At 35.8% G+C, this 26,073-nt stretch carries 25 protein-coding genes; 20 read left to right on the top strand and 5 right to left on the bottom strand.

All coding sequences use genetic code 11. The features are described from left to right. Window positions 1-74 precede the first annotated feature (74 nt). Window positions 75-623 carry an ECF transporter S component gene (locus E2636_RS17810; RefSeq protein WP_134211624.1) on the bottom strand — a complete coding sequence of 183 codons (549 nt, stop codon included), beginning with the start codon at window positions 621-623 and terminating at the stop codon, window positions 75-77. Window positions 624-967: 344 nt separating this feature from the next. On the opposite strand from E2636_RS17810, the gene E2636_RS19180 reads away from it, so the two are divergent. The 13 genes from E2636_RS19180 to E2636_RS17750 all read left to right on the top strand — a co-directional run bounded on the left by E2636_RS19180 (window position 968) and on the right by E2636_RS17750 (window position 14,738). Next, window positions 968-1,135: a hypothetical protein gene (locus E2636_RS19180; protein ID WP_166669457.1), complete on the top strand. Its 168-nt coding sequence runs from the start codon at window positions 968-970 to the stop codon at window positions 1,133-1,135. Window positions 1,136-1,710: 575 nt separating this feature from the next. Beyond that, window positions 1,711-2,901, top strand: coding sequence for a ParM/StbA family protein (locus E2636_RS17805; RefSeq protein WP_017378808.1), 1,191 nt, complete (start codon window positions 1,711-1,713; stop codon window positions 2,899-2,901). A 17-nt stretch (window positions 2,902-2,918) separates the two neighbouring features. Next, entirely contained in the window at window positions 2,919-3,539 is a 621-nt protein-coding gene (locus E2636_RS17800) for a hypothetical protein (RefSeq protein WP_134211623.1), read from the top strand. 198 nt (window positions 3,540-3,737) lie between these two features. Continuing rightward, a complete protein-coding gene (locus tag E2636_RS17795; protein WP_134211622.1) occupies window positions 3,738-5,126 on the top strand; it encodes an MATE family efflux transporter in 1,389 nt (462 codons plus the stop codon). A 645-nt stretch (window positions 5,127-5,771) separates the two neighbouring features. Then, window positions 5,772-6,212 carry an SRPBCC family protein gene (locus tag E2636_RS17790; RefSeq protein WP_134211621.1) on the top strand — a complete coding sequence of 147 codons (441 nt, stop codon included), beginning with the start codon at window positions 5,772-5,774 and terminating at the stop codon, window positions 6,210-6,212. 190 nt (window positions 6,213-6,402) lie between these two features. Next, window positions 6,403-7,119: a sulfite exporter TauE/SafE family protein gene (locus tag E2636_RS17785; RefSeq protein ID WP_134211620.1), complete on the top strand. Its 717-nt coding sequence runs from the start codon at window positions 6,403-6,405 to the stop codon at window positions 7,117-7,119. Window positions 7,120-7,244: 125 nt separating this feature from the next. Beyond that, a complete protein-coding gene (locus E2636_RS17780) occupies window positions 7,245-8,030 on the top strand; it encodes a nucleotidyltransferase domain-containing protein (protein WP_134211619.1) in 786 nt (261 codons plus the stop codon). Window positions 8,031-8,136: 106 nt separating this feature from the next. Further along, window positions 8,137-9,009, top strand: a complete 873-nt coding sequence (locus E2636_RS17775) for a proline iminopeptidase-family hydrolase (protein ID WP_134211618.1) — start codon at window positions 8,137-8,139, stop codon at window positions 9,007-9,009. Between the two features lie 230 nt (window positions 9,010-9,239). After that, on the top strand, window positions 9,240-10,313 hold the full coding sequence (locus tag E2636_RS17770) for a branched-chain amino acid aminotransferase (RefSeq protein WP_134211617.1): 1,074 nt from the start codon (window positions 9,240-9,242) through the stop codon (window positions 10,311-10,313). Window positions 10,314-10,758: 445 nt separating this feature from the next. Continuing rightward, window positions 10,759-11,925 (top strand): TraB/GumN family protein, encoded by a 1,167-nt coding sequence (locus tag E2636_RS17765; protein WP_134211616.1) that lies wholly within the window; start codon window positions 10,759-10,761, stop codon window positions 11,923-11,925. Between the two features lie 292 nt (window positions 11,926-12,217). Beyond that, window positions 12,218-12,565 (top strand): PadR family transcriptional regulator, encoded by a 348-nt coding sequence (locus E2636_RS17760; RefSeq protein WP_134211615.1) that lies wholly within the window; start codon window positions 12,218-12,220, stop codon window positions 12,563-12,565. After that, window positions 12,552-13,559 (top strand): HAAS signaling domain-containing protein, encoded by a 1,008-nt coding sequence (locus tag E2636_RS17755; RefSeq protein ID WP_166669578.1) that lies wholly within the window; start codon window positions 12,552-12,554, stop codon window positions 13,557-13,559. Before E2636_RS17760 ends, E2636_RS17755 begins: the two co-directional genes overlap by 14 nt. 423 nt (window positions 13,560-13,982) lie before the next feature. Continuing rightward, window positions 13,983-14,738 (top strand): hypothetical protein, encoded by a 756-nt coding sequence (locus tag E2636_RS17750; protein ID WP_134211613.1) that lies wholly within the window; start codon window positions 13,983-13,985, stop codon window positions 14,736-14,738. A 70-nt stretch (window positions 14,739-14,808) separates the two neighbouring features. On the opposite strand, the gene E2636_RS17745 is transcribed toward E2636_RS17750, so the two are convergent. The 4 genes from E2636_RS17745 to E2636_RS17730 all read right to left on the bottom strand — a co-directional run bounded on the left by E2636_RS17745 (window position 14,809) and on the right by E2636_RS17730 (window position 18,237). Continuing rightward, window positions 14,809-15,276 carry an SRPBCC family protein gene (locus tag E2636_RS17745; RefSeq protein WP_134211612.1) on the bottom strand — a complete coding sequence of 156 codons (468 nt, stop codon included), beginning with the start codon at window positions 15,274-15,276 and terminating at the stop codon, window positions 14,809-14,811. After that, on the bottom strand, window positions 15,273-15,620 hold the full coding sequence (locus tag E2636_RS17740; RefSeq protein WP_134211611.1) for a MerR family transcriptional regulator: 348 nt from the start codon (window positions 15,618-15,620) through the stop codon (window positions 15,273-15,275). Before E2636_RS17740 ends, E2636_RS17745 begins: the two co-directional genes overlap by 4 nt. A gap of 63 nt (window positions 15,621-15,683) precedes the next feature. After that, entirely contained in the window at window positions 15,684-16,271 is a 588-nt protein-coding gene (locus E2636_RS17735) for a YiiX/YebB-like N1pC/P60 family cysteine hydrolase (RefSeq protein WP_134211610.1), read from the bottom strand. Window positions 16,272-16,563: 292 nt separating this feature from the next. Further along, a complete protein-coding gene (locus E2636_RS17730; protein WP_134211609.1) occupies window positions 16,564-18,237 on the bottom strand; it encodes a ribonuclease J in 1,674 nt (557 codons plus the stop codon). Window positions 18,238-18,388: 151 nt separating this feature from the next. On the opposite strand from E2636_RS17730, the gene E2636_RS17725 reads away from it, so the two are divergent. From E2636_RS17725 to E2636_RS17695, 7 genes are all read left to right on the top strand, one after another. Continuing rightward, a complete protein-coding gene (locus tag E2636_RS17725; protein ID WP_134211608.1) occupies window positions 18,389-19,288 on the top strand; it encodes a TIGR01777 family oxidoreductase in 900 nt (299 codons plus the stop codon). Between the two features lie 210 nt (window positions 19,289-19,498). Next, window positions 19,499-20,098, top strand: a complete 600-nt coding sequence (locus tag E2636_RS17720; RefSeq protein WP_134211607.1) for an SET domain-containing protein — start codon at window positions 19,499-19,501, stop codon at window positions 20,096-20,098. A 216-nt stretch (window positions 20,099-20,314) separates the two neighbouring features. Continuing rightward, a complete protein-coding gene (locus tag E2636_RS17715; RefSeq protein WP_134211606.1) occupies window positions 20,315-21,409 on the top strand; it encodes a GerAB/ArcD/ProY family transporter in 1,095 nt (364 codons plus the stop codon). Between the two features lie 54 nt (window positions 21,410-21,463). Continuing rightward, window positions 21,464-23,068, top strand: a complete 1,605-nt coding sequence (locus E2636_RS17710) for a spore germination protein (protein WP_134211605.1) — start codon at window positions 21,464-21,466, stop codon at window positions 23,066-23,068. A gap of 16 nt (window positions 23,069-23,084) precedes the next feature. Next, window positions 23,085-24,257 (top strand): Ger(x)C family spore germination protein, encoded by a 1,173-nt coding sequence (locus E2636_RS17705; protein ID WP_134211604.1) that lies wholly within the window; start codon window positions 23,085-23,087, stop codon window positions 24,255-24,257. Between the two features lie 20 nt (window positions 24,258-24,277). Then, window positions 24,278-24,511 (top strand): hypothetical protein, encoded by a 234-nt coding sequence (locus E2636_RS17700; protein WP_134211603.1) that lies wholly within the window; start codon window positions 24,278-24,280, stop codon window positions 24,509-24,511. Between the two features lie 318 nt (window positions 24,512-24,829). Further along, the gene (locus tag E2636_RS17695) at window positions 24,830-26,044 is read left to right on the top strand and encodes a NupC/NupG family nucleoside CNT transporter (protein ID WP_134211602.1); all 1,215 of its coding nucleotides are present in this window, start codon (window positions 24,830-24,832) and stop codon (window positions 26,042-26,044) included. Window positions 26,045-26,073 lie beyond the last annotated feature (29 nt).

The following is a 26,073-nucleotide window of genomic DNA, read 5'->3' as shown; positions in this document are numbered from 1 at the left end:
TAGAATAAATTAAAAAAGAGAAAGCTTCATTGCTGAAGCTTTCTCTTTTTGATTATCTAATATTATCTAATATTTCATAACCCTTTTTTAAAAAATGGAACTTTTTTCAGCGCAATCACTGCTGGAATCGCTACAAGGAGTCCGACCACGTTTTGGACGATATTGCCCGGAATCGAGGCTGCGGGGATAATCCAGCTACTAAAGATGATGGCTTCACCGATGTAATATACAACGAGCATAACGGGAATAGAGACGACAGCGGCGATGATATTGAAAGTTTTGCTGCCGCCGTTGAGGCCGTTTGACCAGGCAATCTTTCCTACGATATATCCTTGAAATCCACGTGCCAATATGGTTATCGGAGCCCATAATGTCCATCCAGATACCAAATCGAATAATCCCATTCCGATAGCTCCGGCGATCAGGCCTTTTTTAGGACCAAATACCATGGAGATGATGAAGAGCATTGCTGTTCCCAAGTGGACCAAACCGCCATTCGCTGTAATTGGCAATTTAATATTCAATAATAATGTGGCAACAAAGACAAGGGCAATGGCCATCGAGGTCAGGATCAAATCGAATGTTCGTTTGTTTGAATAAGTTGTTGTTATAGTTTTTTGCATAGCTTGTACCTTCCTTTATCTATTCAATTTATGAGCGTCTTCAGAAGTTGCTGTAAACTCTTTAAGTCGTTCTATATTCCTGCTAATAGTAGCAAAGTCTTGGTCTAGTTAAAAGTACCACTTTTAGATAATTCTTAGGGGTCAGTTTAGAGAGAAGCGAAATTAACAATCTCAAAAAATGCGGAAGGTATCCTTTTAAGTAATTTCCAATTGAAATGCGATTGCTGAGTTCACTCATCAGCCTATTGCGGGTGCGGGGTTGCGCCAAATGATCTCGGCAAGCTATTCAGTAGAAAAGCTCATATCGTTTGTATTTGAATTTAATCAAAAAGGAGTGATAATAGTTGAAAAAAAATAGAAAAGAAATTTCGGGGGTTTATACTGCATTAGGTTCAGGAATTGGCTTACTATATGGAATTATTAGTAGCAATCTTGCATTTGGATTAATTTTCGGATGTGGAGCGGGAGTGGTAATTGATAGTATAATTTATTCTAATCAAAAGGTAAATTAGTTACATTATGCTTCAATATAGGATTTTAATTGTCGCTTTTACGGTCTATGGTAGGTTAAATAGCTGCTTTTTATTAGATAAAGACATAATCTAAGCTATCTTATGACAAGTTTTAATGCAAATAACTAAAAAACACGTGTAGTTTTGCTTCAAAAAGATGAAGTTTGTAAGGAATATCATCATTAAATTGCTATTTTTGGTAGTTAAAAGATTTAAAATATACTTATTTTACTCTACCATTCTCTACTTTACGTACAAATTTTTACGTTACTCACTAATTTAGTGGATTATTATTCCTCTATTGAAAGTGATTACACTAAAATTTTCTATTGTTTTCAAAATGTATACACGTATACATTTTGAAAACAATAGGTATACAAAAGTGTAAACATGTACACGAAGTTGTACACATGTTGTTAAATAAGGATGTATACAACATTGTTTACAAGTGTACAAAAAACAACTATTTGTATACTTTAAGAGTACAACTATAGATGGATTGACTCAGCTATCAACCTGGTATAATCTTTAATTTAAGTTCGAAATAGAAACATATAAATGAGAGGAATGATTTGATGAATACTTCTAGAATTTGTGCAATTGATGTAGGAAACGACTCGGTTAAAGCTTTATTTGGAAAGTCGGATTATGAACTTTACATACCTAATGTAATTGCGAGGGCTACTGAAGACAGACCAGTTATTGGAATCGAAGACTTAAATGAAAAGGATCCGATTGAGGGAATTCATATTAAAGTTCACTCCCCCGCCCTAAGAGAGAATAATGTAGTTTATCGTGTTGGTAGCTTAGCGACAAAAAGCGACAATGCAAGTGAACTAGACCCAGGTAGCAGCAAATCAGAGGAAGATCAAACTTTGGTTATGCTCTTTGCTTCTTTGGCATTAGATGCAGTTAGGGAAGAAAATTCTGGTATTTTCAAAAAGAATAATAATGTAATTGATGCAAATTATACGCTAGGTACGGGATTACCACTTCGTGAAGTAAAAGAAGGAAAAGATGTAGGTTATCGCTCACAGCTATTAGGATCGGTTCATCAAGTTGAATTTTTAGTAACTCCTAAATACCAGGGATTAAAGGTTAATATTAAATTTGACCAAGTAAAGATTTACCCTGAGGGGTTCGCTGCCTATATTAACTTGGTAATGGACAAAGATTTAAATATTATTAACAGAGACTTAATTGACAAGAGTATCTTGATTCAGGATATTGGAGGCCTATCAACTGATGTGGCTGTCATTAAAAATCGTAACGTAGACGATGATAAAGCACAGGGATTCAATCTTGGTGTATCTGAAGCTTTAGAAGCAATAAGAGAAGAAATTAGATTAAAACATGGTGTTGAATTAGATAGTCGCAGAGATGTTGTAGATATCATCACTAGAAAAAATGATCGAAATCATATTATGGTAAAAGGAAGCCGCACAAGCGTCCATGATATTACAGATCGAATTCTTTTAGAGTTAGCTAAGAAAGAATATCGCCATTTACGTAATGTTTGGCAAAAAAATTCTCAAACAGAAATCTGTTATTTTGTAGGCGGGGGAGCCATCGTTTTAAAAGAATATATCAAAACAATTAATAATAATTTAAATGGCTACAATATTGAATTCTTTGAAGACGAAAAGGAAAGTATTTGGATGATGGCAAATGCTTATTATAAATTAATCTCTGATTTTGTTAGAAAGAATAATAAAGAAGTAAATAATAAAGAAGTAAAAAATAAAGAGTTAGTAAACAAAAAGTAGAAAAATAGGGTGATTTCATGGAAAAGTCAGGAATGACTGGCATTCAGAGGGGGCAGGCGATTACATTTCGTCTTCCTGCTGACACTCCTGAACACATCATAAAGCAAATGCAAAAGTTAAAGGATACTGAGAGAAGAAACTTTTCTAGCAAAATGGCAGAGTTTATTTTAGAAGGGGTAAGTCACTCCTTGTCCATTGAACGAGAAACAGTAACGATTCCTCTTCCAAAACAATTAAGTAAGGAACAGCGTAGCTGGCTTAAACATTCACATTCAGAAGCATTGTTAGGGAGTATTGTCTATCAATTGTTAGCTGATCCAGCTCGCGCGATGTCAGTGCTGGCATCCCTTAATAGCAATGCTTTGGATATTGACCAAGCGCTGTATTTACAAGACAGTCAGACTAAAAAGATAGATGAAGAATTAACATCAGCCGGTTTTAAGTCGAACAACTCGACTAAATTAGAGGAAAATCAAGAAGTATTTGTTAATGAAGACTTGGAAGATGATTTGATGAACTTTGATTGGGAAAAGGCTAAACAAGAGCATGCTGCTTCAGAGGTAGATTCAGAGGAACATGTTGAAGAAGAGGATGCAGAAGATTTACTTGGTGGTTTCCTATCTAAAATGAATAAATAACTATGGCTATTTAATAAAAGCCATAAAAATCAATTAATCTCACCAATTGTCTATAACAAATCAAGATTAATGTTGATTTTAAACGCAGTTGATTAGAATTATTCAAATTAAATGCCCTTGTTACGGTTAATCGTAACAAGGGCATTCTTATAGCAAATATTAATGTTGTGAAAAGATCTTAATGAAGTAGGTGGGAAAATGTCAACGATTAAAGCTGAAAATAGACATGGAAATAAGCTGAATTTATTTAACTTAACTTGGCCTATTTTTTTAGAAGTGTTTCTTTTTATGTTAATGGGAATCGTTGATACGTTCATGCTCAGTGCACTATCAGACGATGCAGTGTCTGGCGTTGGCGCAGCCAATCAGTATATACATATAGCCATTTTAGTACTAGAAGTAGTCGGAACTGGTGCGGCAATTGTTGTATCTCAATACCTTGGTTCAAAGCGATTGAAAGAAGCGTCCAAAATATCTGCGCTTGCTGTTACATTAAATTTAGGTATTGGTCTCCTGATCAGTGCTGGTTATCTGTTGTTTTCAAAAAGTATGATGACAGCCATGAATCTACAAGGAGAGGTATTGGCGCATGCTGAACAATATTTGTCTATTGTCGGAGGGGCAATTTTTCTTCAGGCCATCATTAATTCATTAGCTGCCATTATTCGCGTACATGGCTATACAAAACAAACCATGTTCGTTTCATTAGGTATGAACATTATTCATGTTGTTGGCAACTATTTGCTGATTTTTGGTCACTTTGGATTTCCAGAATTGGGTGTTCAAGGTGCAGCTATTTCATCCGTCATAAGCCGTTTTATTGCACTGATTTTCTTCTTTTGGTTACTCTATCAAGTAGTCGAATATCGTATAAAGTTTCACTATTACATTACACTATCAAAAGAATATATTGGTAGAATATTGAATATAGGGATTCCGGCAGCGTTTGAGCAAGTGATGTATCAAGCGTGTCAACTGGTCTTTTTATATTATGCAACGTATTTGGGAGCAGAATCATTAGCTGCCAGACAATATGCAATGAATATCTCCATGTTCACATTTTTATTTGCCATTGCTATAGGTATGGGTACGGCCATCATTATTGGCAGGTTAGTGGGGGCGAATGAAAAAGAAGAAGCCTATATGCGATTATGGAAAAGCTTGAAATATGCTCTTATCTTTACAGTAAGTATGGTTATTCTCGTGATGATTTTCCGCTATCAGCTCATCAGCTTGTTTACGGATAATCCTGAGGTCATTAATATAGCGGCATCCGTTCTTTTGCTAGGTATATTTTTAGAAACTGGTCGTACGATGAATATCGTGATCATTAATTCCTTACGTGCAACTGGGGATGCCAAATTCCCTGTTCTAATAGGTGTATTCTCAATGGTTTTGATGAGCTTACCATTAGGGTACTTTTTAGTTTTTCATTTAAATATGGGCCTCCCAGGCATATGGTTAGCCATTGCAGTAGATGAATGGACACGAGCTATAATTATGTATTTTCGTTGGAAAAGTAGAGCTTGGGAAAAATATGCCCTCGTTCCTCCTGAAAGTTCAGAGAAAAAAACTACAACTCAATAAATTTTTAGCGAAATCAGTGAGGAGTTTCTCATTGTTTTTATTAAAAGATAAGAAAGTATATAAATTTGGGGTGCCATGATTCCGGTGTTCCCGGTGTTTTAAGGAGTAGGTTCTAGTATGATACCGCTGATTTTCGCTCCACTGCGGGGTCTCACCTGTCCCGCTAATCCCGTAGGAAAGATATTGGACGAACTGTCATTCGTCCAATATCTTTGCGACGAGTAACCGCAGGAGCACATGGAACGAAGACTAAGAACGCCACGTCGTGTGGCAACGTCTTCGTGACCAACATCTATTGGCCCGAGGAGACTGAAGCCAAGCCCGCGAAAAGCGTCCACCGTAGTGGAAACAAACGGGTTTCTATGGTTACCCTTCTTAAAGGACCGGACGTGTACTTTGCCCGGTTTTTATAATAGCTAGAATTGTCAAGAATTTAATCAATCACTATGATATGTTATTTATAACTCTTATGGTGGCGTTAGAATGTCTAATAAAATGCAAAAGTATAACGAAATAAATTAAAAATGTAAGAATTATCGGACTGCCTTTGATCGAAGTTTATTGGACTATACAATTAATCCGGAATATAACGTAAATCAAACAGATGGCTATATACCAATTAAAGAATAAAGGGGAGTGAATATATTGGCTTTTATTAAAGAAGTTCATATCAACGCACCTGTGGAAATTGTATTTAAGGCTGCATCAGATTTCAACAATTCTGTATTCATCATGGATAACGTAGTAGGAATTGAAGTATTAACGGAAGGACCGGTTCAAAAGGGAACGAAAATAAAAGAAATAAGAGAAGTTAGAGGAAGAACGATAGAGTCGATATTAATTTTTACAGAATTCGTAACTAACCAAAGATACTCAGTGAAAAGTGAAATTAATGGTATTTTAATTGAATATCACTATTCTTTTCATCCACAGGATAGCGGAACAGTTGTTAATTTTGAAGGTTTTATTCGGACAAAAGGATTCAAGAATGCCCTGTTGAAACCGATTATTACAGCAATAATTAAAAAGGAAGATGGAGATCATCTTGAAAGACTAAAAGCGTTTATTGAGCGAAAAGAAGATTAAATACGTGAGCAGAATGAAACTACTTTCTAGCCTCAATGTTCTCAAACGTCTGACAAATGAGTCAATTAATAAAATTACCTTGTTAGACATTGGGTATTAGAAACCTTATTAACTGCGATAAACACTATCCCAAGTAATAAGAATAGAATCAATAATAGACCCAATTTTATATGAAAAAGCAGGTGTTTAATTGGATATATTTATTTTTATTTTCATCATTTTGGTTGCCTCCATATTACAAACAAGTACAGGGTTTGGTTTTTCAATTTTAGCTACACCATTTCTTCTTTTATTATTTAAACCAATGGAAGCGATTCAAATCAATTTAATCTTATCGCTTGTCATATCTTTTGCCTTAATCATTAAAATAAAAAAAGATATAGACTATGGGATTTTGAAACGATTTATTATAGGTAGTACTAGTGGATTACCAATAGGTATTATGATCTTTTTAGTATTGGATTTAAAGAATTTGATGTTGGGAATAAGCCTTATCATTTTAGGTTTAACTCTATTGCTAATACTAAAGTTCCGTATCACTCAAACAAGAAAAAAAGACATAGTTGTAGGTGGTCTGTCGGGAATGTTGACAAGCAGTATTGGCATGCCCGGACCGCCCCTATTGCTTTATTTTTCTGGAACAGATACTGATAAATCAAAATTGCGAGGTACTACTTTAGCATTTTATTTATTTATCTATTTGATGAGTTTAATCATTCAAGTTATTTTTACAGGAACAAATAAAACGATCTGGATTTCAAGTATGTATGCCTTACCTATCGTATTTATAGGTTTATTTTTGGGTCAGATTTTGTTTAAATCGATTAACCAAAATTTCTTCCGGATATTTACATATATAATCCTGCTATTTACAGGCATTTATATGTTAATCGAGGGTTGGAAGTGAATAATTCAAAAATAGGGAATCGAAAATGTAGGATATTCATAATCTTGATTCGGTTACGGGAATATCGTTCATGAATGTAGTTATGGGACTTATTCAAACGATGTAGTTAAAAGGGGTTTAAGTAAATGAAAGAATTAATTCGACGGAAACTTATAGAAATTGAAGAAAACTATCAGGTGAAAGTGTTATACGCTGTGGAATCGGGTAGTCGAGCATGGGGATTTCCTTCGAAAGACAGTGATTATGATGTAAGGTTCATTTATGTTCATCAACCAGACTGGTATCTGTCCATTGATCCACAGGGAGTGGGTAAGAAGCGAGATGTAATAGAAGTACCTATCAACGATTTGCTGGATATAAGTGGATGGGAAATCACAAAAGCATTACGGCTTTTTCGTAAAAGTAATCCAGCTCTCCTTGAATGGATGAGAAGTGATATTGTTTATTACCAAGCGTATTCATTTATTGATCAAATGCGGGAGTTGGAACCTCAAGTATTCTACTCCAATGCGACGATCTATCATTATTTAAATATGGCGAAAAACAATTATCGTGAATACTTACAAGGCTCAGAAGTGAAAAGTAAAAAGTATTTCTATGTGCTTAGACCTGTATTGGCTTGTAAGTGGATTGAAGAGAATCGAACAGTGCCACCCATTAGTTTTCAAGAACTAGTAAATGAGCTAGTGCCTGTCGGCGAGCTGAAAAGTGAGATTGAACTTCTCTTAAAACGTAAAATTGCTGGTGATGAATTAGATTTGGAACCAAGAATTCAACTGATTAATTATTTCCTGGGAAATGAAATGGACCGTTTGGAAGCTTACGTCAAAACAATTTCAGAAGAGATTGAAGATCCTACGGCAAAGTTAAATGTGTTATTTAGAAGTACCTTGAATGAAGTTTGGGGATAAGGACATTAAAAGAATCTAATGTTGGACAAGACATTGCAAATAGTTTTAAAATTTCCGAAAAAATAGTACTGACTATTAACAATCTAAACTGAAAGGCGACGATTAGATGAATCATTCAGAAGAAGGATATATTCCGGTTACAGGTGGAAATGTTTATTATAGAAAGACCGGAGATGGCCCTGGTGTCCCTCTACTGGTATTGCATGGTGGCCCCGGTGGAATGAGCAGAGAATCGGATCCGCTAAGACTTTTAGGTAACCATCGACCGGTGATTCACTATGACCAGCTTGGCTGTGGGAATTCTGATCGTCCTGAGGATTTGTCATTATGGACTGTAGAACGTTACGTTAAAGAATTGTCCCAAGTGAGAGAGGCCCTAGGATTGGAGGAAGTTCATATTCTTGGTCATTCTTGGGGGACGATGCTCGCAGCGGCATACCTGCTTCAACAACCAACAGGCGTAAAAAGTGTGATTTTTTCTAGTCCGTGCTTGAACGCACGTATGTGGGAGCGTGACCAAAAAGACTATTTGATGGATTTACCACAAGAGTCACAGGATATCATTGAACGTAGTGAACGAGATCACACAACTGACTCAGATGAATACCAACAGGCTATGATTCAGTTTTATGAACGTCACGTGTGCCGAGCACTTCCTTGGCCACAAGAATTTCTGGACAATATGAAAAAATCGAACCATACCATTTATGGATTCATGTGGGGAGCCTCCGAGTTTACCGTAACCGGCACATTACAAGATTTTGATGTGACCGACAGATTGAACGAAATCGATATTCCAAGTCTTTTTACATGCGGTCATTTTGATGAAGCAACGCCTAAAACAACGAAATACTATGCAGATTTAATTCCAGGATCTGAGTTTCATGTATTCGAGAACAGTTCACATATGCCTGGAGTAGAAGAACCTTATGCATATGTGAATAAAGTTCGAAATTTTTTGAACAGTCTAATCTCGTAAAATGAATTTTAAATTAGTAGGTAAATAATACTGAAAGCCTTCAGTGACGAAATCACAGAGGGCTTAGATGTACTTTAACTGGCAATAAATGATTGATATTTCAGATATCCAAATGTTTTTTTGGTAGCTGTAAGGGGAAAGGTACTCTATAAATGAAATGAGAGACTTTAAAATTACATTAGTTGGGTGTACAATAAAATCAATCGACATAGACAAAAGGGGTCCTGACAATGTGTAAATATGAACTTGAAATCGTAAAAAGTATGAATATGAAAGACAAAATTCAAAAGGATCAAGTTCCATTTGGTAAAACTTTTACGGATCACATGTTTATCATGGATTATGAAACAGGTAAAGGTTGGTATGATCCGAGAATTGTTCCTTATGCACCGATCACATTAGACCCTGCCGCTATGATTTTTCATTATGGACAGACTGTCTTTGAAGGAATGAAAGCCTATCGAGGAGAAGATAATCGCATTTTATTGTTCAGACCTGATAAGAATTTCCAAAGATTAAATCTATCTAGCGAACGTTTATGTATACCTCCTATTGATGTAGAACGTGTGATGGATTACCTTACACAATTGATTAGCCTTGAACAAGATTGGGTGCCATCTAAAGAAGGAACGTCTCTTTACATACGTCCGTATATCATTTCAACGGAGCCAGGTCTTGCGGTAGCACCTTCCCAAACATATAAACTAATGATTATCCTTGCACCTGTTGGATCTTACTTTAGTGGGGGCATTAAACCGGTCAGAATCAGTGTAGAAGACCAGTTCACTAGAGCTGTAAAAGGTGGGACTGGTATGGCGAAGACTGCAGGAAACTATTCGTCTGGTTTCCAAGCACAAGCCAAAGCAAGCAAAGAAGGTAATGCTGACGTCTTATGGTTAGATGGCGTGGAAAAAAGATATATTGAAGAAGTTGGTAGCATGAACATCTTCTTTAAAATTAATGGTGAGATCGTAACTCCTGAATTGAATGGATCCATTCTAAAAGGGATTACAAGAATGTCAATTATTGAATTGCTAAAAGAATGGGGCATCCCAGTTGTCGAAAGAAAAATATCTATAGAAGAGTTGTCTCAAGCATATACGGAAGGCCATCTAGAAGAAGCCTTTGGTACAGGTACAGCAGCGGTCATTTCTCCTGTTGGAGAGTTGAATTGGTTAGGTAGAAAAATGATTATTAACAATAATGAAATAGGCGAAGTATCTAAAAAATTATACGATACGATTACAGGTATTCAAACTGGCAAGATAGAAGATCTACACGATTGGACCGTAGAAATTAAATAAAAGAATGGGTAGAAAATAACCCATGTAGTAATTGCAAAATATGCCCTCATGAGTAGATTTTTACTTGTGAGGGTATCTTACATTAAACTAGTCAATCGATGGCGCTAAGCATTCAAGTGCAAATAAATTTAAAACATTGCTGCAACTAATCAAGTTACAGTAGTTAAAGAATATTACGCGGGTATTTCTAGCTTTAAAGCCGTGAAGTAATTTGTAGTTGTTACGGATATATTAGTAGGAATTTTATTAAGTTAGAAAAATTCTATTGGGAAAAACGCTTAAATAAACCGTAAAGAAAAATTTCCCGGAATACTTTCACCAATTAATAAATGAAACTTAATTGAAATTTTTCCTAATCTAATTCATTATTAACAATAGACAGTCTTTAAGTAATCCTGGATACCAGATTGCGAAGAAGAAATAAATTCTATTAAGGAAGTCGTTTATGACGGAAGAAAACATTACTCGTATTAATTTAAATGGCAAAGAGTTGATCCTAATCGGAACGGCTCATGTATCGAAGCAAAGTGCAGAGCAAGTTAAAGAAGTGATCGAAAGAGAGAGACCTGATTCAGTTTGTATAGAGTTGGATGAACAACGATATCAGTCTGTTATGGATAGTAATAAATGGAGAGAAATGGATATTTTTAAGGTCATTAAAGAGAAGAAAGCGACATTACTTTTGATGAATTTAGCGATTTCTTCATTTCAAAATCGTTTAGCAAAACAATTTGATATTAAACCTGGTCAGGAAATGATTCAAGGGATTGAATCAGCTAAAGAGTCAGGTGCAAATCTTGTGTTAGCTGATCGAAATATACAAATTACTTTTTCCCGAATTTGGCATAATATCGGGCTGTCTGGTAAGGCTCAACTTCTTTCTGCGATTTTTTTAAGCATTTTCAGCAAAGATACGATTTCAGAAGAAGACCTTGAAAAAATGAAATCTCAAGATACGCTAAACACGATTCTTGCTGAATTCACGAAATCATTTCCAAAGTTAAAAACACCGTTAATTGATGAACGAGATCAATATTTAGCTCAGAAAATTAAGGATGCACCTGGAGATAAAGTAGTAGCGGTTCTGGGTGCAGCACATATTCCTGGAATTAAAGTAGAAATTTATAAGGAACATGATTTAGAAGTCTTGTCTCAAAAACCACCTAAATCCATCGTTCCAAAAATTATTGGATGGGCAATTCCACTGCTCATTATTTCAGTTATTGCTTATACTTTCTTTGCTAATCCTTCTGCTGGTTTCGATCAGGCGTTAAGCTGGATTTTGTGGAATGGAACCTTAGCAGCCATTGGTGCTGCTGTTGCTTTTGGACATCCACTGGCCATATTGTCAGCCTTTATTGCAGCGCCAATAACCTCACTATATCCACTGCTAGCAGCTGGTTGGGTTTCGGGAATTGTTCAAGCCTATATCCGTCGACCGAACGTTGGGGACTTTGAAACGCTTTCAGAAGATGTGTTTACTATAAAAGGGTTTTGGGACAATAAGGTCACGCGCATCCTACTTGTGGTCGTCCTAACCAACTTAGGAAGCACTTTAGGAACTATTATTGGAGGAACCGAGGTCATACGGGTCTTCTTAAAAAGTTTTTAGAAGAGCACTGTTTTATAATTTAAAAGTAGGCCAAACGAGTATTTTTCGTTTGGCCTTTTTCTTTTGTAGTTTATGGGGAGATGGGCGAAAAAAAGTAATGAACATAGCCATTAGGAAAATGCTGATTATGCTTACATATTGCCAAATCAAACGTCACCCTCTGCTATTACAATCAAGACTACAGTGATTCTTATTTTCTTATATATATATTTGCCAAGTGCATCATTATAATCTAATATAAGCTGTATAATATATAGTGTACAACGCACAGTATCGAAAATGAGGTGAATATATGAGCAATCTTCAAAATTCATTGACCACTGAATTACGTAGAGGAACATTGACGCTGGCTGTTTTAAGCCAGTTGCGAACTCCCCAATATGGCTATTCTCTCGCCCAACGCTTGGAGAGCTGCGGAATTACGATTGACCAAAGTACGCTCTACCCATTGCTTCGCCGCCTAGAAAGACAAGAACTAGTGACGAGCACATGGGATAAAACTGAAAGCAGACCGCGCAGGTATTATGTGCTAAATGAATACGGTACAGAGACTTTCGAACAACTGAAAAACGAATGGGAAAAAACATCACAGGAGTTATATTTATTGTTGAAAGGAGAGAATCATGATGAAACTAATTGATTTGTATATTCAGGAAGTCACGCGAAGGCTTCCCGAAGAATTGAGGGAAGATATTGCACTGGAGTTGCGTTCAACAATCGAGGATATGTTACCTGAAGAGCCATCAGAAGAAGATGTGAAAGTTATCCTTTCACAACTTGGAAATCCTGCTATCTTGGCAAATGGCTACTTGGATCGTCCAATGCATCTTATTGGTCCGAAATACTTTGATGTATATACAAGTTTGTTAAAAATTATTATTCCGATTACATTAACGATTTCGCTTATAACGTTGATTGGAAAGACTATTGTCACTTCTACCGGAGAAGAGGCACTTTACAGTATAATTTTTAGCATTGTGTCAAAAGGAATTTGGCAACTTCTTATCACAGGTATGCAAACAGCTTTTTGGATTACGCTAATCTTCGCCATTATCGAACGAACGGACAAAGTTAGAGACAATATCCCATTGACCATGAATTTTAAGAAATGGACACCGGACGATTTAAAGAATATCTCGTACATTCCAAAGAAAAAGGCCATAACGAAAATACATGTGTTTGGCAGCTTTTTGTGGACAGCGATTTGGGCGTCCGTTTATTTCAATGCGTCGAGCTTATTCGGTATTTACGAAAGTCAATCAGATGGCTTTAAGTTTATTTCATCTGCTTTCAATCAAGAAGTTTTATTTTCATATTGGCCTCTAGTGACGCTAGTTATTGTGTTAGAAGTAGCTTTTGCTATCTACAAAGGTTTTGCAAGACAATGGACGAAGAAAGTCGCTGTGGTAAATGCGCTTTTACAAACGACTATACTTGTCGCTTTCATCGTTATTATCAGCAACAACGAGTTGTGGAATGCCACATTCCTAACCTACATTAATGAAACAGCCCAATACACAGAACAAGTAAAAAATTGGGCATACCAAAGCATCATTGTTACTTTTGTAATCTTTACCGTAATTGACATCATTGAAGGTTTTCGTAAGTCAAGGATTACAAAGAAGTACTTTTGAGGGGGAGAAGGTCAGGCAATAGTTAAAGTATCAGTAGTATTAATGACAGGTAATGACTCTAATCTATTACAGCTTTGTAAGTACCAACTACTAATTGTTTCGCTCCACCAGGATCCAAGTTATGGTGGTCACAAGTTGCCCTGTCATCACCATAATATGCTGCGGTTCCTGGTGCTTTCCACTGTAGGGTGTGTCTTCAATTGAAAACGTGAAATCCGATTGTTTTTCGTAGAATTGTATTTGTGGTAATACAAAATTCTCACTATTTGGACCTTACGTCGTTATAACCGGTGATCACCTCCTCAAAAAACCTAGTATAGTTTGCTAACTGAATACTGTTTAGCAATAGCTTTGGGTAATGCCCACTTATTAATTAATTGCATATGATAAAACAAGGTGTGAGAGAAGGGGGTGTAAATAACGATGGGATTATTTATTAATACAGATAAGCACCCAGACATTTTGAAAAATAATGGGCATATTGTTGATCAGAATCAATCGTTTTTTAAAAGGGACCACTTATCTGAACTATTAATGGAACAACAAAGAACGAATGAGACACTTAATCAGTCATTTAGTGAACTGAAAGATTTATTCGAAAAGCAGGAGTCGAAACAAACCTCGCATTGGAAGTACATTCAAAAAGGAATTAGTGAGCAGAAAAAATTGAACTTTCAGCATAGGAAAGTTGATAGTCATGTGTTGGGGTGGTTAAAAGAATTAGATGCAAAAGATTCAAAACTCCAATTGACTTTGGAAAATGATTTGTTATTAAAACAAGAGTTGATGAACACAATGGAATCATTGAGTCATTCAAATCTAGAGGTTGTAACTGAGTTGGATAAGGTAGGATTGGCAAACGAGATACTTGATTTAAAAGTAAATGAGCAACTCGATTTGCAAAAACAAATAGCTCAACAAATATCAAGGCAAGAAGATACGCAAAATGTAGTATTAAGTCGACTGGATAACCAAGAGGCATTAACGGAGAAAATCTTAAGACAAATCGATCACTTTCGTGCTATTCTTTTCGAAAGAACCAGTTATCTGGCAGAAAAAATAGACACGGGTTATAACTACACGACTTCCTATTTTTCAAAATTAATGACTGGGGATCAATCACTAACACATTTTTTGCTTAATAAAAAACAAAAAGAAAATAATAAAGATTCAAATTAAATATTATTTCATTGAAAAATCCAGCAATTTTCTTAGTTGCTGGATTCCTGTTTTTTAGTGTTAAATATTCTCACTCAGAGAAGGATTTATAATCGAGAATCGCTTCTTTTTCTACGCGATCCAGAAAATCATAAATTACTTGATCACCATTTATTCTACTACCTAGTTTAAGCATTGTTCGACCAATAAAATTAATGCCAATATTCGAGCCTGAATAAATAAATTTGGTCTGTATATCACTCACTCTTTCCAGAGTAAATGATAGATTCATTTCGAATGCGTTAGCAAGTTGAAACTTGATATGCTTATGTTTGCGATTTACAGTATCTTCAAATTCCAGGATTTCCACCACATACGTTTCTTGTCTTTTTCCCTCTTGATACGTCTGTTCGTAGGTGGAACCAAGAATTCCAGATTTTTTTTCAATCCACTTATTTTCCACTACTTTAGGCATAATACGTATCGCTTGTTCTTCCTCAAATAAAGCCCAGACAATGTTGATAGGTGCATCTAAATCACGTTCTTTTTCCCACTTCATTTAATTGGTTCCTCCTTGCCAGTTAAAATAAATTCTTCAATTTCAAAAATCGTTTGCTGTTTTTGAATAATGTCATTTTGTAATTGGTCTTTCTTTTGTAGTAACAACGCTTCCAAATTCTTAAAGGATTCATCACGCATAACAACTTTCATTTCCTGGATTGAGCAACCAAAACTCCTCAATTTTTGCAACAATATAGCCAAAAAATACGAACCGTCATCGTAGTACCGATAATTGTTTGAAGGGTCTACGAATGCAGGTTCGAGTAATTCTTCTTGCTCATAGTATCGAAGTGTTTCTTTGCTCAACCCAGTCAGTTCGCTAAACTTCCTGATTTTATACACACGAATCCTCCTCTGCTTATATCCTAAACGGTAGGGTGCGCTACAGAGTCAAACATAATCAGTTTAAATCAGTTCAAATAATGGCTTGATATTCGAATCTGCTGCAATATGTTCGGGATAAATAAAGCCCATTGAATCACGTGGGAATTCTATATTTAATTGCTTAAAACATTCGTCAACGAATTCTGAACACGTATACTCCTCATCATCTTTATGTCTTCCAATACCTAAACTAATGCGTGCAATAATCTTGGCTATCTCGTCTTTATCATAATTTCTATTAAGTAAATTTACAGCTTTTTCAAGCATGGTACTTAAATTTTCTTGTTTAAAATTAGGGTCATTAACTAATTTGTGTCGCCCTATATACAGTTCTCCATTATATTTATTCTTGCTATTTTCATAATTGTGAAGGTAATGTGAAAGAGAAACCGCCCTGACACCATCGTCTTCAACACTTTCTAAAACAAGTAATTGCTCATTCCAATAGAATAATACACCGGCATGACTAAATATAGAGCCTGAAGCTTTTTTTATTAGCGTACTAACTAAATAGCGGCCACTACAAAAAAGTATGTCACCGGTCTTAATTTCTGTTATTGCTTGCTCATAAGAAAGTTGGTTCAACCCGTTAAATTTATTGGTTCCCATAAATAATCCTCCTCTATTTATTATTTAATTAAGCTAGATATATGCAATAACATAAAATAACAAAAACCACAGAAAAACCGGGTATGATTAAGTGAACAAAAACATTAACAATACAGAGGATTTATCTATGGTACACAAGTAGATTTTATCATAGCGCAACGCTTATTTACACACCACCTCCTTCTCAATCAAGAGTTTAAAGGGAAAGGGATAAAAACAATAAATTAAAAGAGTGAACTCTAAAAAATTCTAGAGTTCACTCTTTTTTGGTCATTTTATCTTCTTGCCTTATTTACACTTCAATTATAATCGGTAGGATCATTGGATTTCTCTTTGTTTTGGCATATAAGAATTTGCCAATTGTAGCTTTAATACTTTGTTTAAGCACATTGCGTTGATTGCCATTTGCACCTTGTGCGGTCTGAATGGTCGTAGTGACTAATCGATCGACTTCATTCAAGAGTTCTTCTGAATCACGAGCATAGACAAAGCCTCTCGAAATCGTATCCGGACCGGTAATAATTTGACCATCCGCTTTACTAAGTGTAATGACGGTCACCAACATGCCATCTTCAGAAAGTAACTTACGATCTCGTAACACAATATTTCCAACATCACCGATACCTAAACCGTCTACGTAAATGTTCCCAGAAGTTATACTCCGTGTCTGACGAGCAATTGAGTTATTAACATCGACTACATCACCATTTTTAATAATAAAAATATTTTCTGTTTCCACTCCCACAGATTCGGCTATTATTCGGTGTTGATGAAGCATTCTATACTCTCCATGGATAGGGATAAAGTATTTAGGCTTCATTAAAGTAAGCATGAGTCTCAGTTCTTCTTGGCAGGCATGTCCTGAAACATGCAAACCTGTGTCATGCCCTGAACCGTAAATCACTTTTGCGCCTAAAAGAAATAAATTATCGATAATATGGGAAACACCAACTTCATTACCAGGAATGGGGGTTGCAGCAAATATAACAGTATCACCTGGCAGAATAGTTGCTTGTCTATAGTTGGAGGTGGATAAACGGGAAAGAGCTGCCATCGGCTCACCTTGGCTTCCTGTGCATAAAATAGCCACTCGCTCTGGATCCATCCGATTGATTTCATTGGCTTCAATTATCATGCCTTCTGGTACGTTCAAATATCCTAGTTTTATGGCGACAGACACGACATTCACCATACTTCTCCCGAGTAATGCCAGCTTGCGATTTGTCTTTTGTGCAGCGTCTACTACTTGCTGAACTCGATGGATGTTTGAAGCAAAGGTAGAGATGAATACTTTGCGACTGGCTTTGCGGAATGCATCTTCAATATGTCCCCCTACAAGGCTTTCAGATGCGGTGAAACCTGGACGTTCTGCATTGGTACTTTCTGATAATAAGACAAGAACTCCTTTTTTCCCAATCTCAGCCATTTCATGAATATCTGCATGTTCATCATTAACGGGCGTTAAATCGAACTTGAAGTCACCAGTATGTACGATTGCACCTTCAGATGTGTGAAAGACAATCCCCAAACAATCAGGAATACTGTGATTGGTTTTGAAAAATGTACATTTTATCGTATTAAAATCGATTATTGACTGTGAGTCAATTAGATGAGTTTCTGTTGCCCTTAAAAGTCCATGTTCCTTTAATTTAATTTCAATTATTCCTAATGTGAATCTTGTGGCATAAATAGGTATATTCAATTGCTTTAAAAAGTGAGGGATACCACCAATATGATCTTCATGCCCATGAGTAACAATTAGAGCTCTAATTTTGTCCTTATTTTCCTTTAGGTATGAGATATCCTGGATAATCAAATCAATTCCAAGTAAACTTTCATCTGGAAACTTAGAACCACAGTCAATGACCAATATGTCATTTTCAACTTGTAGGACATACATATTTTTTCCGATTTCATTTACGCCACCTAAGGCGAAAATTGATAATGTATTTTCTGTTGTATTCAAATTAAATCCTCCTATATGAAATGACTATTTAAAGTATTCCCATATACGTTTCTATTTATGAATATGTAATTAAAAATATATTTTAATCGCATCCTGGATCCGTTATCCGGCGTCATATTTAGTAAGAACTTATAAGAGATGAGTGGATGATATGAAAAAGAAAGTTGTCATTGCTGGAGGAACCGGTTTTATAGGTCAATACTTACAGGCGAAACTTAAAGATTTAGGATATGAAGTGGTCATCATTTCAAGGCAATCTCCTCATATTCAGTGGTCGAACCAAGCCGGTATTGTGGATGCTTTAGAACGTGCAGAGATGGTTATCAATCTTGCTGGTAAGTCTGTAAACTGTCGTTATAATTCAACAAACAAGAAAGAAATCATTCTTTCAAGAACAGAGACTACTGAAGTAATTGGAAATGCACTATTAGCTTGTGAAAACCCACCGCCATTATGGATTAATTCAAGTACAGCTACAATATATAGGTATGCGGAAGACCGGCCAATGACAGAAGCGAGTGGGGATATCGGAACAGGTTTTTCGGTGGATGTAGCTAATGCTTGGGAACAATCTCTATTTGCTTTTAAACTGACTTCTACAAGGCAAATTGCTTTAAGAATGGCTATTGTTTTAGGGGAAGATGGTGGCGTTATGACTCCATTCCGAAATTTAGTTCGGTTTGGACTTGGTGGTGTCCAAGGTTCAGGCAACCAAATATTTAGTTGGATTCATATAGAAGATGTATTTCGTATCATCTTATTTCTTCAAGACAATAAAGACTTGAGTGGTGTATTCAATTGTTCATCTCCTTATCCGATTTCAAATCGTGAATTAATGATGCATATGCGAAAGGCGATGAATCGCAAGATTGGCTTACCTTCACCAAAGTGGATGTTAGAAATAGGGGCGATTTTTATTCGAACTGAAACTGAACTGATTTTCAAGAGTCGTTGGGTTCTTCCTGAAAGATTAGAGAAAGAGGGATTTGTTTTTACATTTAATAAAATTGACAATGCACTACAACAAATTGTGAAAAATCCAAGTTACTGATTTTCTTTCGATGAAAAAACTAAAATAGTTGTATTGATAAAACACACCTCCTGCTGATGTAAATAGCACAGGAAGTGTGTTTTTTAACTAATTCTTCTCCATTCCTGCAGCAAAAAGAAGAAGGGAAGAATTTGACTAGGTTTCAACAAGTCGTTCCCCAGCTGCATAGACTGTTGTTAAAACCAACTTTGAAAAGGGGAATACTCAGATATGATTCATCCGCACACAGAATTACGTTTTATGAATGATCAGATCGGTTTTGGGGTATTCGCGACTCAATTTATCCCAAAGGGGACAGTGACGTGGGTACTCGATGATCTAGATCAAATTCTGGATCCACAATATGTTGAAACGGTGGATAAATACAGGCGTGAAATTATAAAGAAATATGCGTATCGCAACCAACATGGTAAATATATTCTTTGTTGGGATTTAGGGAGGTATGTGAACCACAGTTTTCATGCCAATTGTATGGGGACAGCTTATGAATTTGAGGTTGCTATTCGGGACATTCATCCAGGGGAGCAGTTAACAGATGATTATGGAACATTAAATATTGAAGAGCCTTTTGAATGTTTCCCAGAAGCAGGTACGGAACGTAAGTTAGTTTATCCAGATGACCTCCTTCAATTTCACAAAGAATGGGACCTAAACGTAATTGTAGCTTTAAAACACCTAGATGAAGTTGAACAACCACTACTTTCTCTTATTAGACAAGAATTCATGGGGAAAGTACGAGTGGCAGCCACAGAGAATATTCTGTTGGATTCAATAAAATGCCTTTATTATAATCGGCAAGAACATAGGTAATATATAAGTTCTTTTGGACCTTGGTTTTGTGATCCATAATGTTCATACTTGCCTATAAAAAAGAGTTAAAACCTTTATGTGGTTTTATCTCTTTTTTGGTTTTGTGAAGCTTTCACTTAAAGACTTGTAGTTCTATTAATTGGACGAGATGGGGTTATTTCGTGATGAATATGTCAATAATGAGTAAATCACATATCCTTTTAAGGGGATTTTAATATGGTTGAAAAGGTTAAAATATCACGACTTCAATTTTCTCTACTAGTTATGATGTTTACAATAGGGAGTTCCATTTTAATTATTCCATCTGGATTAGCTAAAGATGCAAAACAAGACGCATGGATTGCGGTGTTAGTCGGAGTCGTAGTCGGAATCGTTTTAGTGGCTTTATACATTGCATTAGGGAAGAGATATAGAAGTATGAATTTAGCCGAATATAGTGAAGTCATCCTCGGAAAATGGCTAGGAAAGACCGTTTCGATGCTCTATTTCGCCTTTTTTTTTCTTCTTTCTGCACTTGTGTTACGAAACTTAGGAGATTTTTTAAATACATATCAACTAACAAAGACACCGATTATAGCCACTCATATCCTTTTTTTACTGTTGGTTACTTTTGCCGTACACCTAGGATTAGAAGTATTCGCTCGTTCTTCAGAATTATTTTTTCCGTGGGCAGTGGTTCTTTCAATATTGCTTTTCTTTTTTCTTAGCCCACAAATTGAGTTTAAAAATCTACAACCAATAATGGAAGGTGGTGTACAACCAATAGTACGAGCCTCTATTACAATAATTGGTAGTCCTTTTTTAGAACTGGTTGTATTTTTATTGATATTTCCTTCAATCAATCAAATACATGGGTGGAAAACGGGTTTTTTTTCAGGATATTTAATGGGGGCAATTTCATTATTTATGACCACAATAAGTGCCATCCTAGTTCTGGGTGCTGATATAACGGCAACACAAATGTTCCCATCTTATGAAGTGGCTAAAAAAGTAAATGTAGCAGATACTTTTCAACGACTAGAAGCAATTGCAGCATTTATTTGGTTTCTCACCATATTTATAAAACTGACCATTTGTTTTTATGCTTCTGCTATATGTCTTTCACAAGCATTAAATTTAAAAGATTATCGAGTTGTCATTCTTCCATTAGCTATGATTATGATTATTCTTTCTATTATAGCTTATCCAAATACAGCTTATTACCTTACTTTTGTTAGTACAACATGGCCACCTTTAGCCTTACTGTTTGGTCTATTTCTGCCTTTGTTACTGTTAATTATTAGTATTTTTAAAAAAAGGCTAGCAAAATAATCATAACCTAATTCGTAGTAATTTTTTTTATAAATCTAAAAGTAGGTGTGTTTTATGGGTTTTTTTAATAGAAAAAATAAGATCGACTCTAATTCCTATTACCTAACAACAAAAGCACCTTCAGAAGTTGAAGAAAAAGGGGATTTATTAAACAGTAGCCTTAAAGATAATTTGGAAAAGATCATAAATATTCTTGGAGAAAGTTCGGATATTGTCATAAGAGAAATTCAAATAGGTAAAAACAATTCAGTCAAAGCAGGTATTATTTACACAAGTGGTTTAACAGATACAACATCCTTGCAAAATTTTATTATGGAATCGATGATGCTCGATATTCAAGGTACGAACGTAACGCAAAAATTAGTACCTGAACCTAATCTTATAGAAGTAATTAAAAATTCAGTCATGACGGTAGCTGACATTAAAGATCTAACCGATTTTGAGGGGCTATTTAATTCACTTTTATCTGGAGATACTATTTTTTTAGTGGATGGATATACCAAGGGACTTGTCATTGATAATAAGCATTGGGAAGAGAGAGGAGTTACTGAACCTGCTGCTCAAACGGTAGTTAGAGGGTCTCGGGAAGCTTTTTCAGAAAATATACGTACAAATACGGCTTTAATCAGACGTAAAATCAAAGATCCAAATCTTTGGCTTGAAACAAAAGTAATTGGAACATATACAAAAACGAATGTTGCAATTATGTATATAAATGGAATTGTAAATGAAGAAATAGTAAAGGAAGTTCATATTCGTTTAGATCGCATTGATATCGATGGAATACTTGAAGGAGGCAATATTGAGGAATTGATTGAAGATTCAACTAATTCCCCATTTCCAACCGTTAGTAATACTGAACGACCAGATGCCGTTGCTGGATCACTCTTAGAAGGACGCATAGCTATCTTAATCGATGGGTCACCATTTGTTTTAGTAGTGCCAACCTTATTTGTTCAATTTTTTCAATCACCTGAAGATTATTACCAACGACCATATATCGCTAGTTTAATTAGACTACTTCGTTTTGTTTCATACGCAATTGCTTTGCTCACTCCCGCCTTATTTATTGCACTCACTACATATCATCAAGAAATGATACCAACAGCATTTTTAATGAATTTAGCCGCTCAAAGAGAAGGTGTACCGTTTCCTGCCTTTGTTGAGACTGTGATCGTAGAAGTTACCTTTGAAATTTTGAGGGAAGCGGGAGTAAGAATGCCAAGATCTATTGGGCCAACCATGTCAATCGTAGGGGCGTTTGTCTTAGGGACGGCAGCGGTTGAAGCGGGAACGATTACAGCTGCAACAGTCATCGTGGTATCAGTAACGGCCATAGCTACTTACGTAACTCCTTCATACGATATTTCTATTGCTGTAAGAATGTTGCGTTTTTTTCTTATTGCGCTCGCAGCTTCTTTTGGTTTATTTGGGATTATCGTTGGTTTACTTGCGATTATTCTACACTTATGTAGTTTGCGGTCGTTCGGTATTCCATATATGTCCCCTTTAGCCCCTTTTAATGCTTCCGATCAAAAGGATACATATATTCGACTACCACTTTGGAAAATGATTACTCGTCCACGTTTGATTAGTCAAAAAAATATCGTCAGACAACAAGTCCCTTCCTCTGCAAAGCCAGAAGCAAATAAAGAATAAAGAGAAGACGGTGTCTATGAAAAAACGATTTATCTTACTGTTGATGTCCATTATTTTTCTTTCTGGGTGTTGGGATCGAAGGGAGTTAAACGAACTTGCCATTACCATGGCAATAGGAATTGATGAAGTAGATGATAAATATGTGGTAAGTGCTCAAGTTGTTATCCCTATGGAGGTATCTATTCAAGGAAGTAAAGGTAGTACACCTGTCACCCTTATGAAAGCGGAAGGAAAAACAATATTTGAAGCCATTCGTAAATTAGCATTGGAATCACCTAGAGAAATATATAGAGGGCATCTTCGTGTATTAGTGATTAGTGAGTCAGTAGCTGAAAAAGGATTAAATGATATTTTAGATTTCTTTGCGAGAAATTGGGAAATGAGATCAGACTACTATATATTAATTGCCAAGGACATAAAAGCTGAAGAATTATTAAATGTGATAACACCAATTGAGAATTTACCTGCAAATAATATGTATAACAAAGTAGCTGTATCGTCTGAATATTGGTCTTCTACTAGAGGGGTAACTTTAGACGATTTGGTTAAAGATATTAAAACCGAAGGCAAAGAAGCAGTTGTAACGGGTATTGAAGTTATTGGTAATTCTCAGATAGGCTCGAGCAAACAGAATACAGAGACGATTACGCCTCCAACTACTTTAAGATTAACGAACTTAGGCATATTTAAAAATGATGAGCTTGTAGGCTGGTTGACGGAGAAAGAGAGTGTAGGATACAACAAAATAACCAACCAAGTGAAAAGTTGGGTAGCAAATCTATCTTGTCCTAAAGGTGGAACAATTTCAATTAAACTTGATAAATCTAATGCAGAAATCAAAGGCAAAGTAATAAATGGAAAACCAGAAGTAGATGTTATTCTTCATTCACAGGGAAGTGTGATGGAGGTAGACTGTCAAATAGATCTTACTAAACCTAAAACAATAAGCATGTTAGAAAAAATTTATAAAGAAGAATTGAAAGAAGTCCTTGAGACATCTATCACCACTTTACAAGAAGATTTTCAAGCTGATATTTTTGGGTTTGGTCAAGCAATTCATCGTGAAGAGCCAAAAGAATGGGAAAAACTTAAAAAAGATTGGGACCAGGAATTTTCCGAATTACAAGTGAATTTAAAGATAGATACAAAAATTCTTAAGACAGGCACGATTAGTAATTCACTAAAATAAATTAAGAGGGTTAATTAATTATGATAAAAAGCTTAGCAATTGTTCTAGTGGGTGGAGTGATTTTTATTATTAAAGTTCCACCTCTTGTGAAAAAGAAACAAAAAAAAGAGATCGTTGTTTTTTCTAGTCTTCTTATAATTGGAGTTGGGTTAAGTATTACTTATGCAATCGGTAAAACCATTCCAAACCCACTTGACTTCATTACATTTATGTTAAAACCATTAAGTGATCTTATTTCACTATTAGTAGAGTAAAGAAAATATAAACCGGTTAGTTTTGATTTGAACATAGAAAAAGAAGGTTCCTATAGACAGCAGTTTGTGAGTAGTGTCAGAAAAATAAGAAGCAAGTAGATCCTAATTCGATATAGGATCTACTTGCTTCTTATTTTGTGTTGAATTTTCTTTACCATTTTCGGACATCATGTTCTTTCTTACACATAATATCCATTTACTTATTTATTCGGATTTGTTAAGATTCCGATATGTGGTCTGTCGTCAGACAACAAATGAAGTGATATTAAATTTTCAAGAAAGCGTTTTCTTATCAAAATCTATTACGAGGTGACATAGGTGAATAATATTATTTGGGGAATTGGCGGGATATTTGTTGTATTAAGTATCGCGTTTCTATTATCTAGTGCAAAAAAATCGATTAATTATCGAACCATTTTAGGTGGTTTAACGATTCAAATAATTTTTGCGTTTATTGTTTTGAAGTGGGAAGCAGGAAGAGCAGGATTAGTGTGGTTGTCCAATAAAGTACAAAATATAATTGGTTATGCTAGCGAAGGTGTTTCATTCCTCTTTGGACCAGCTGTGGATGTAGAGAAATTTGGATTTGTCTTTGCATTCCAAGTTTTAACAGTAATAATATTCTTCTCATCATTAATTTCTGTATTGTATTATTTAGGGATTATGCAAGTATTAATTCGCTTTATTGGTGGAGCATTATCATGGTTACTTGGAACAAGTAAAGCTGAATCGATTTCCGCAGCAGCGAATATTTTCGTTGGACAAATAGAAGCACCTTTAATAATTCGTCCATTCATTGCGAAAATGACGAGATCTGAACTATTTGCAGTGATGACAGGTGGACTAGCATCCGTCGCAGGTTCTGTTCTTGTTGGATATGCATTACTAGGTGTACCTCTTGAATATTTACTGGCAGCAAGCTTTATGGCTGCACCTGCAGGTTTAATCATGGCCAAATTAATGATTCCAGAAACAGAGGTTCCAGATGAAACAGTATTTGAAATGGAAAAAGATCAAGATTCAGTAAACGTCATTGATGCTGCGGCTCGGGGTGCCAGTGACGGTCTTAAACTGGCACTAAATGTCGGTGCCATGTTGCTAGCGTTCATCGCGCTAATTGCTATGGTTAATGGGATTTTAGGTGGTATTGGAGGGTGGTTTGGATACGATTCTATATCACTTGAGCAAATTCTTGGTTTTGTCTTCGCACCAATTGCTTTTGCCATTGGTGTCCCGTGGTCAGAAGCTGTGACTGCAGGTAGTTTCATTGGACAGAAACTTGTTTTAAATGAATTTGTTGCGTATGCTGCATTTGCTCCGGAAATAGCAAACTTGTCACCAAAAACAGTAATCGTAGTTAGTTTTGCATTATGTGGTTTTGCCAATTTAAGTTCGATGGCCATTCTTCTAGGGGGATTAGGTGCACTTGCTCCTTCTCGCCGTTCAGATATTGCACGACTAGGTTTACGTGCTGTAGCTGCAGGGATGTTGGCATCTTTACTAAGTGCTGCCGTTGCAGGAATGTTTATTTAAACGAATAAGCTTTAATTTTATGGAGTGCC

Origin of the sequence: Paenisporosarcina antarctica, from assembly GCF_004367585.1 — a bacterium.
In the GTDB taxonomy this organism is placed as follows: Bacteria; Bacillota; Bacilli; order Bacillales_A; family Planococcaceae; genus Paenisporosarcina; species Paenisporosarcina antarctica.
This window is presented reverse-complemented; position numbering and strand designations above follow the sequence as displayed.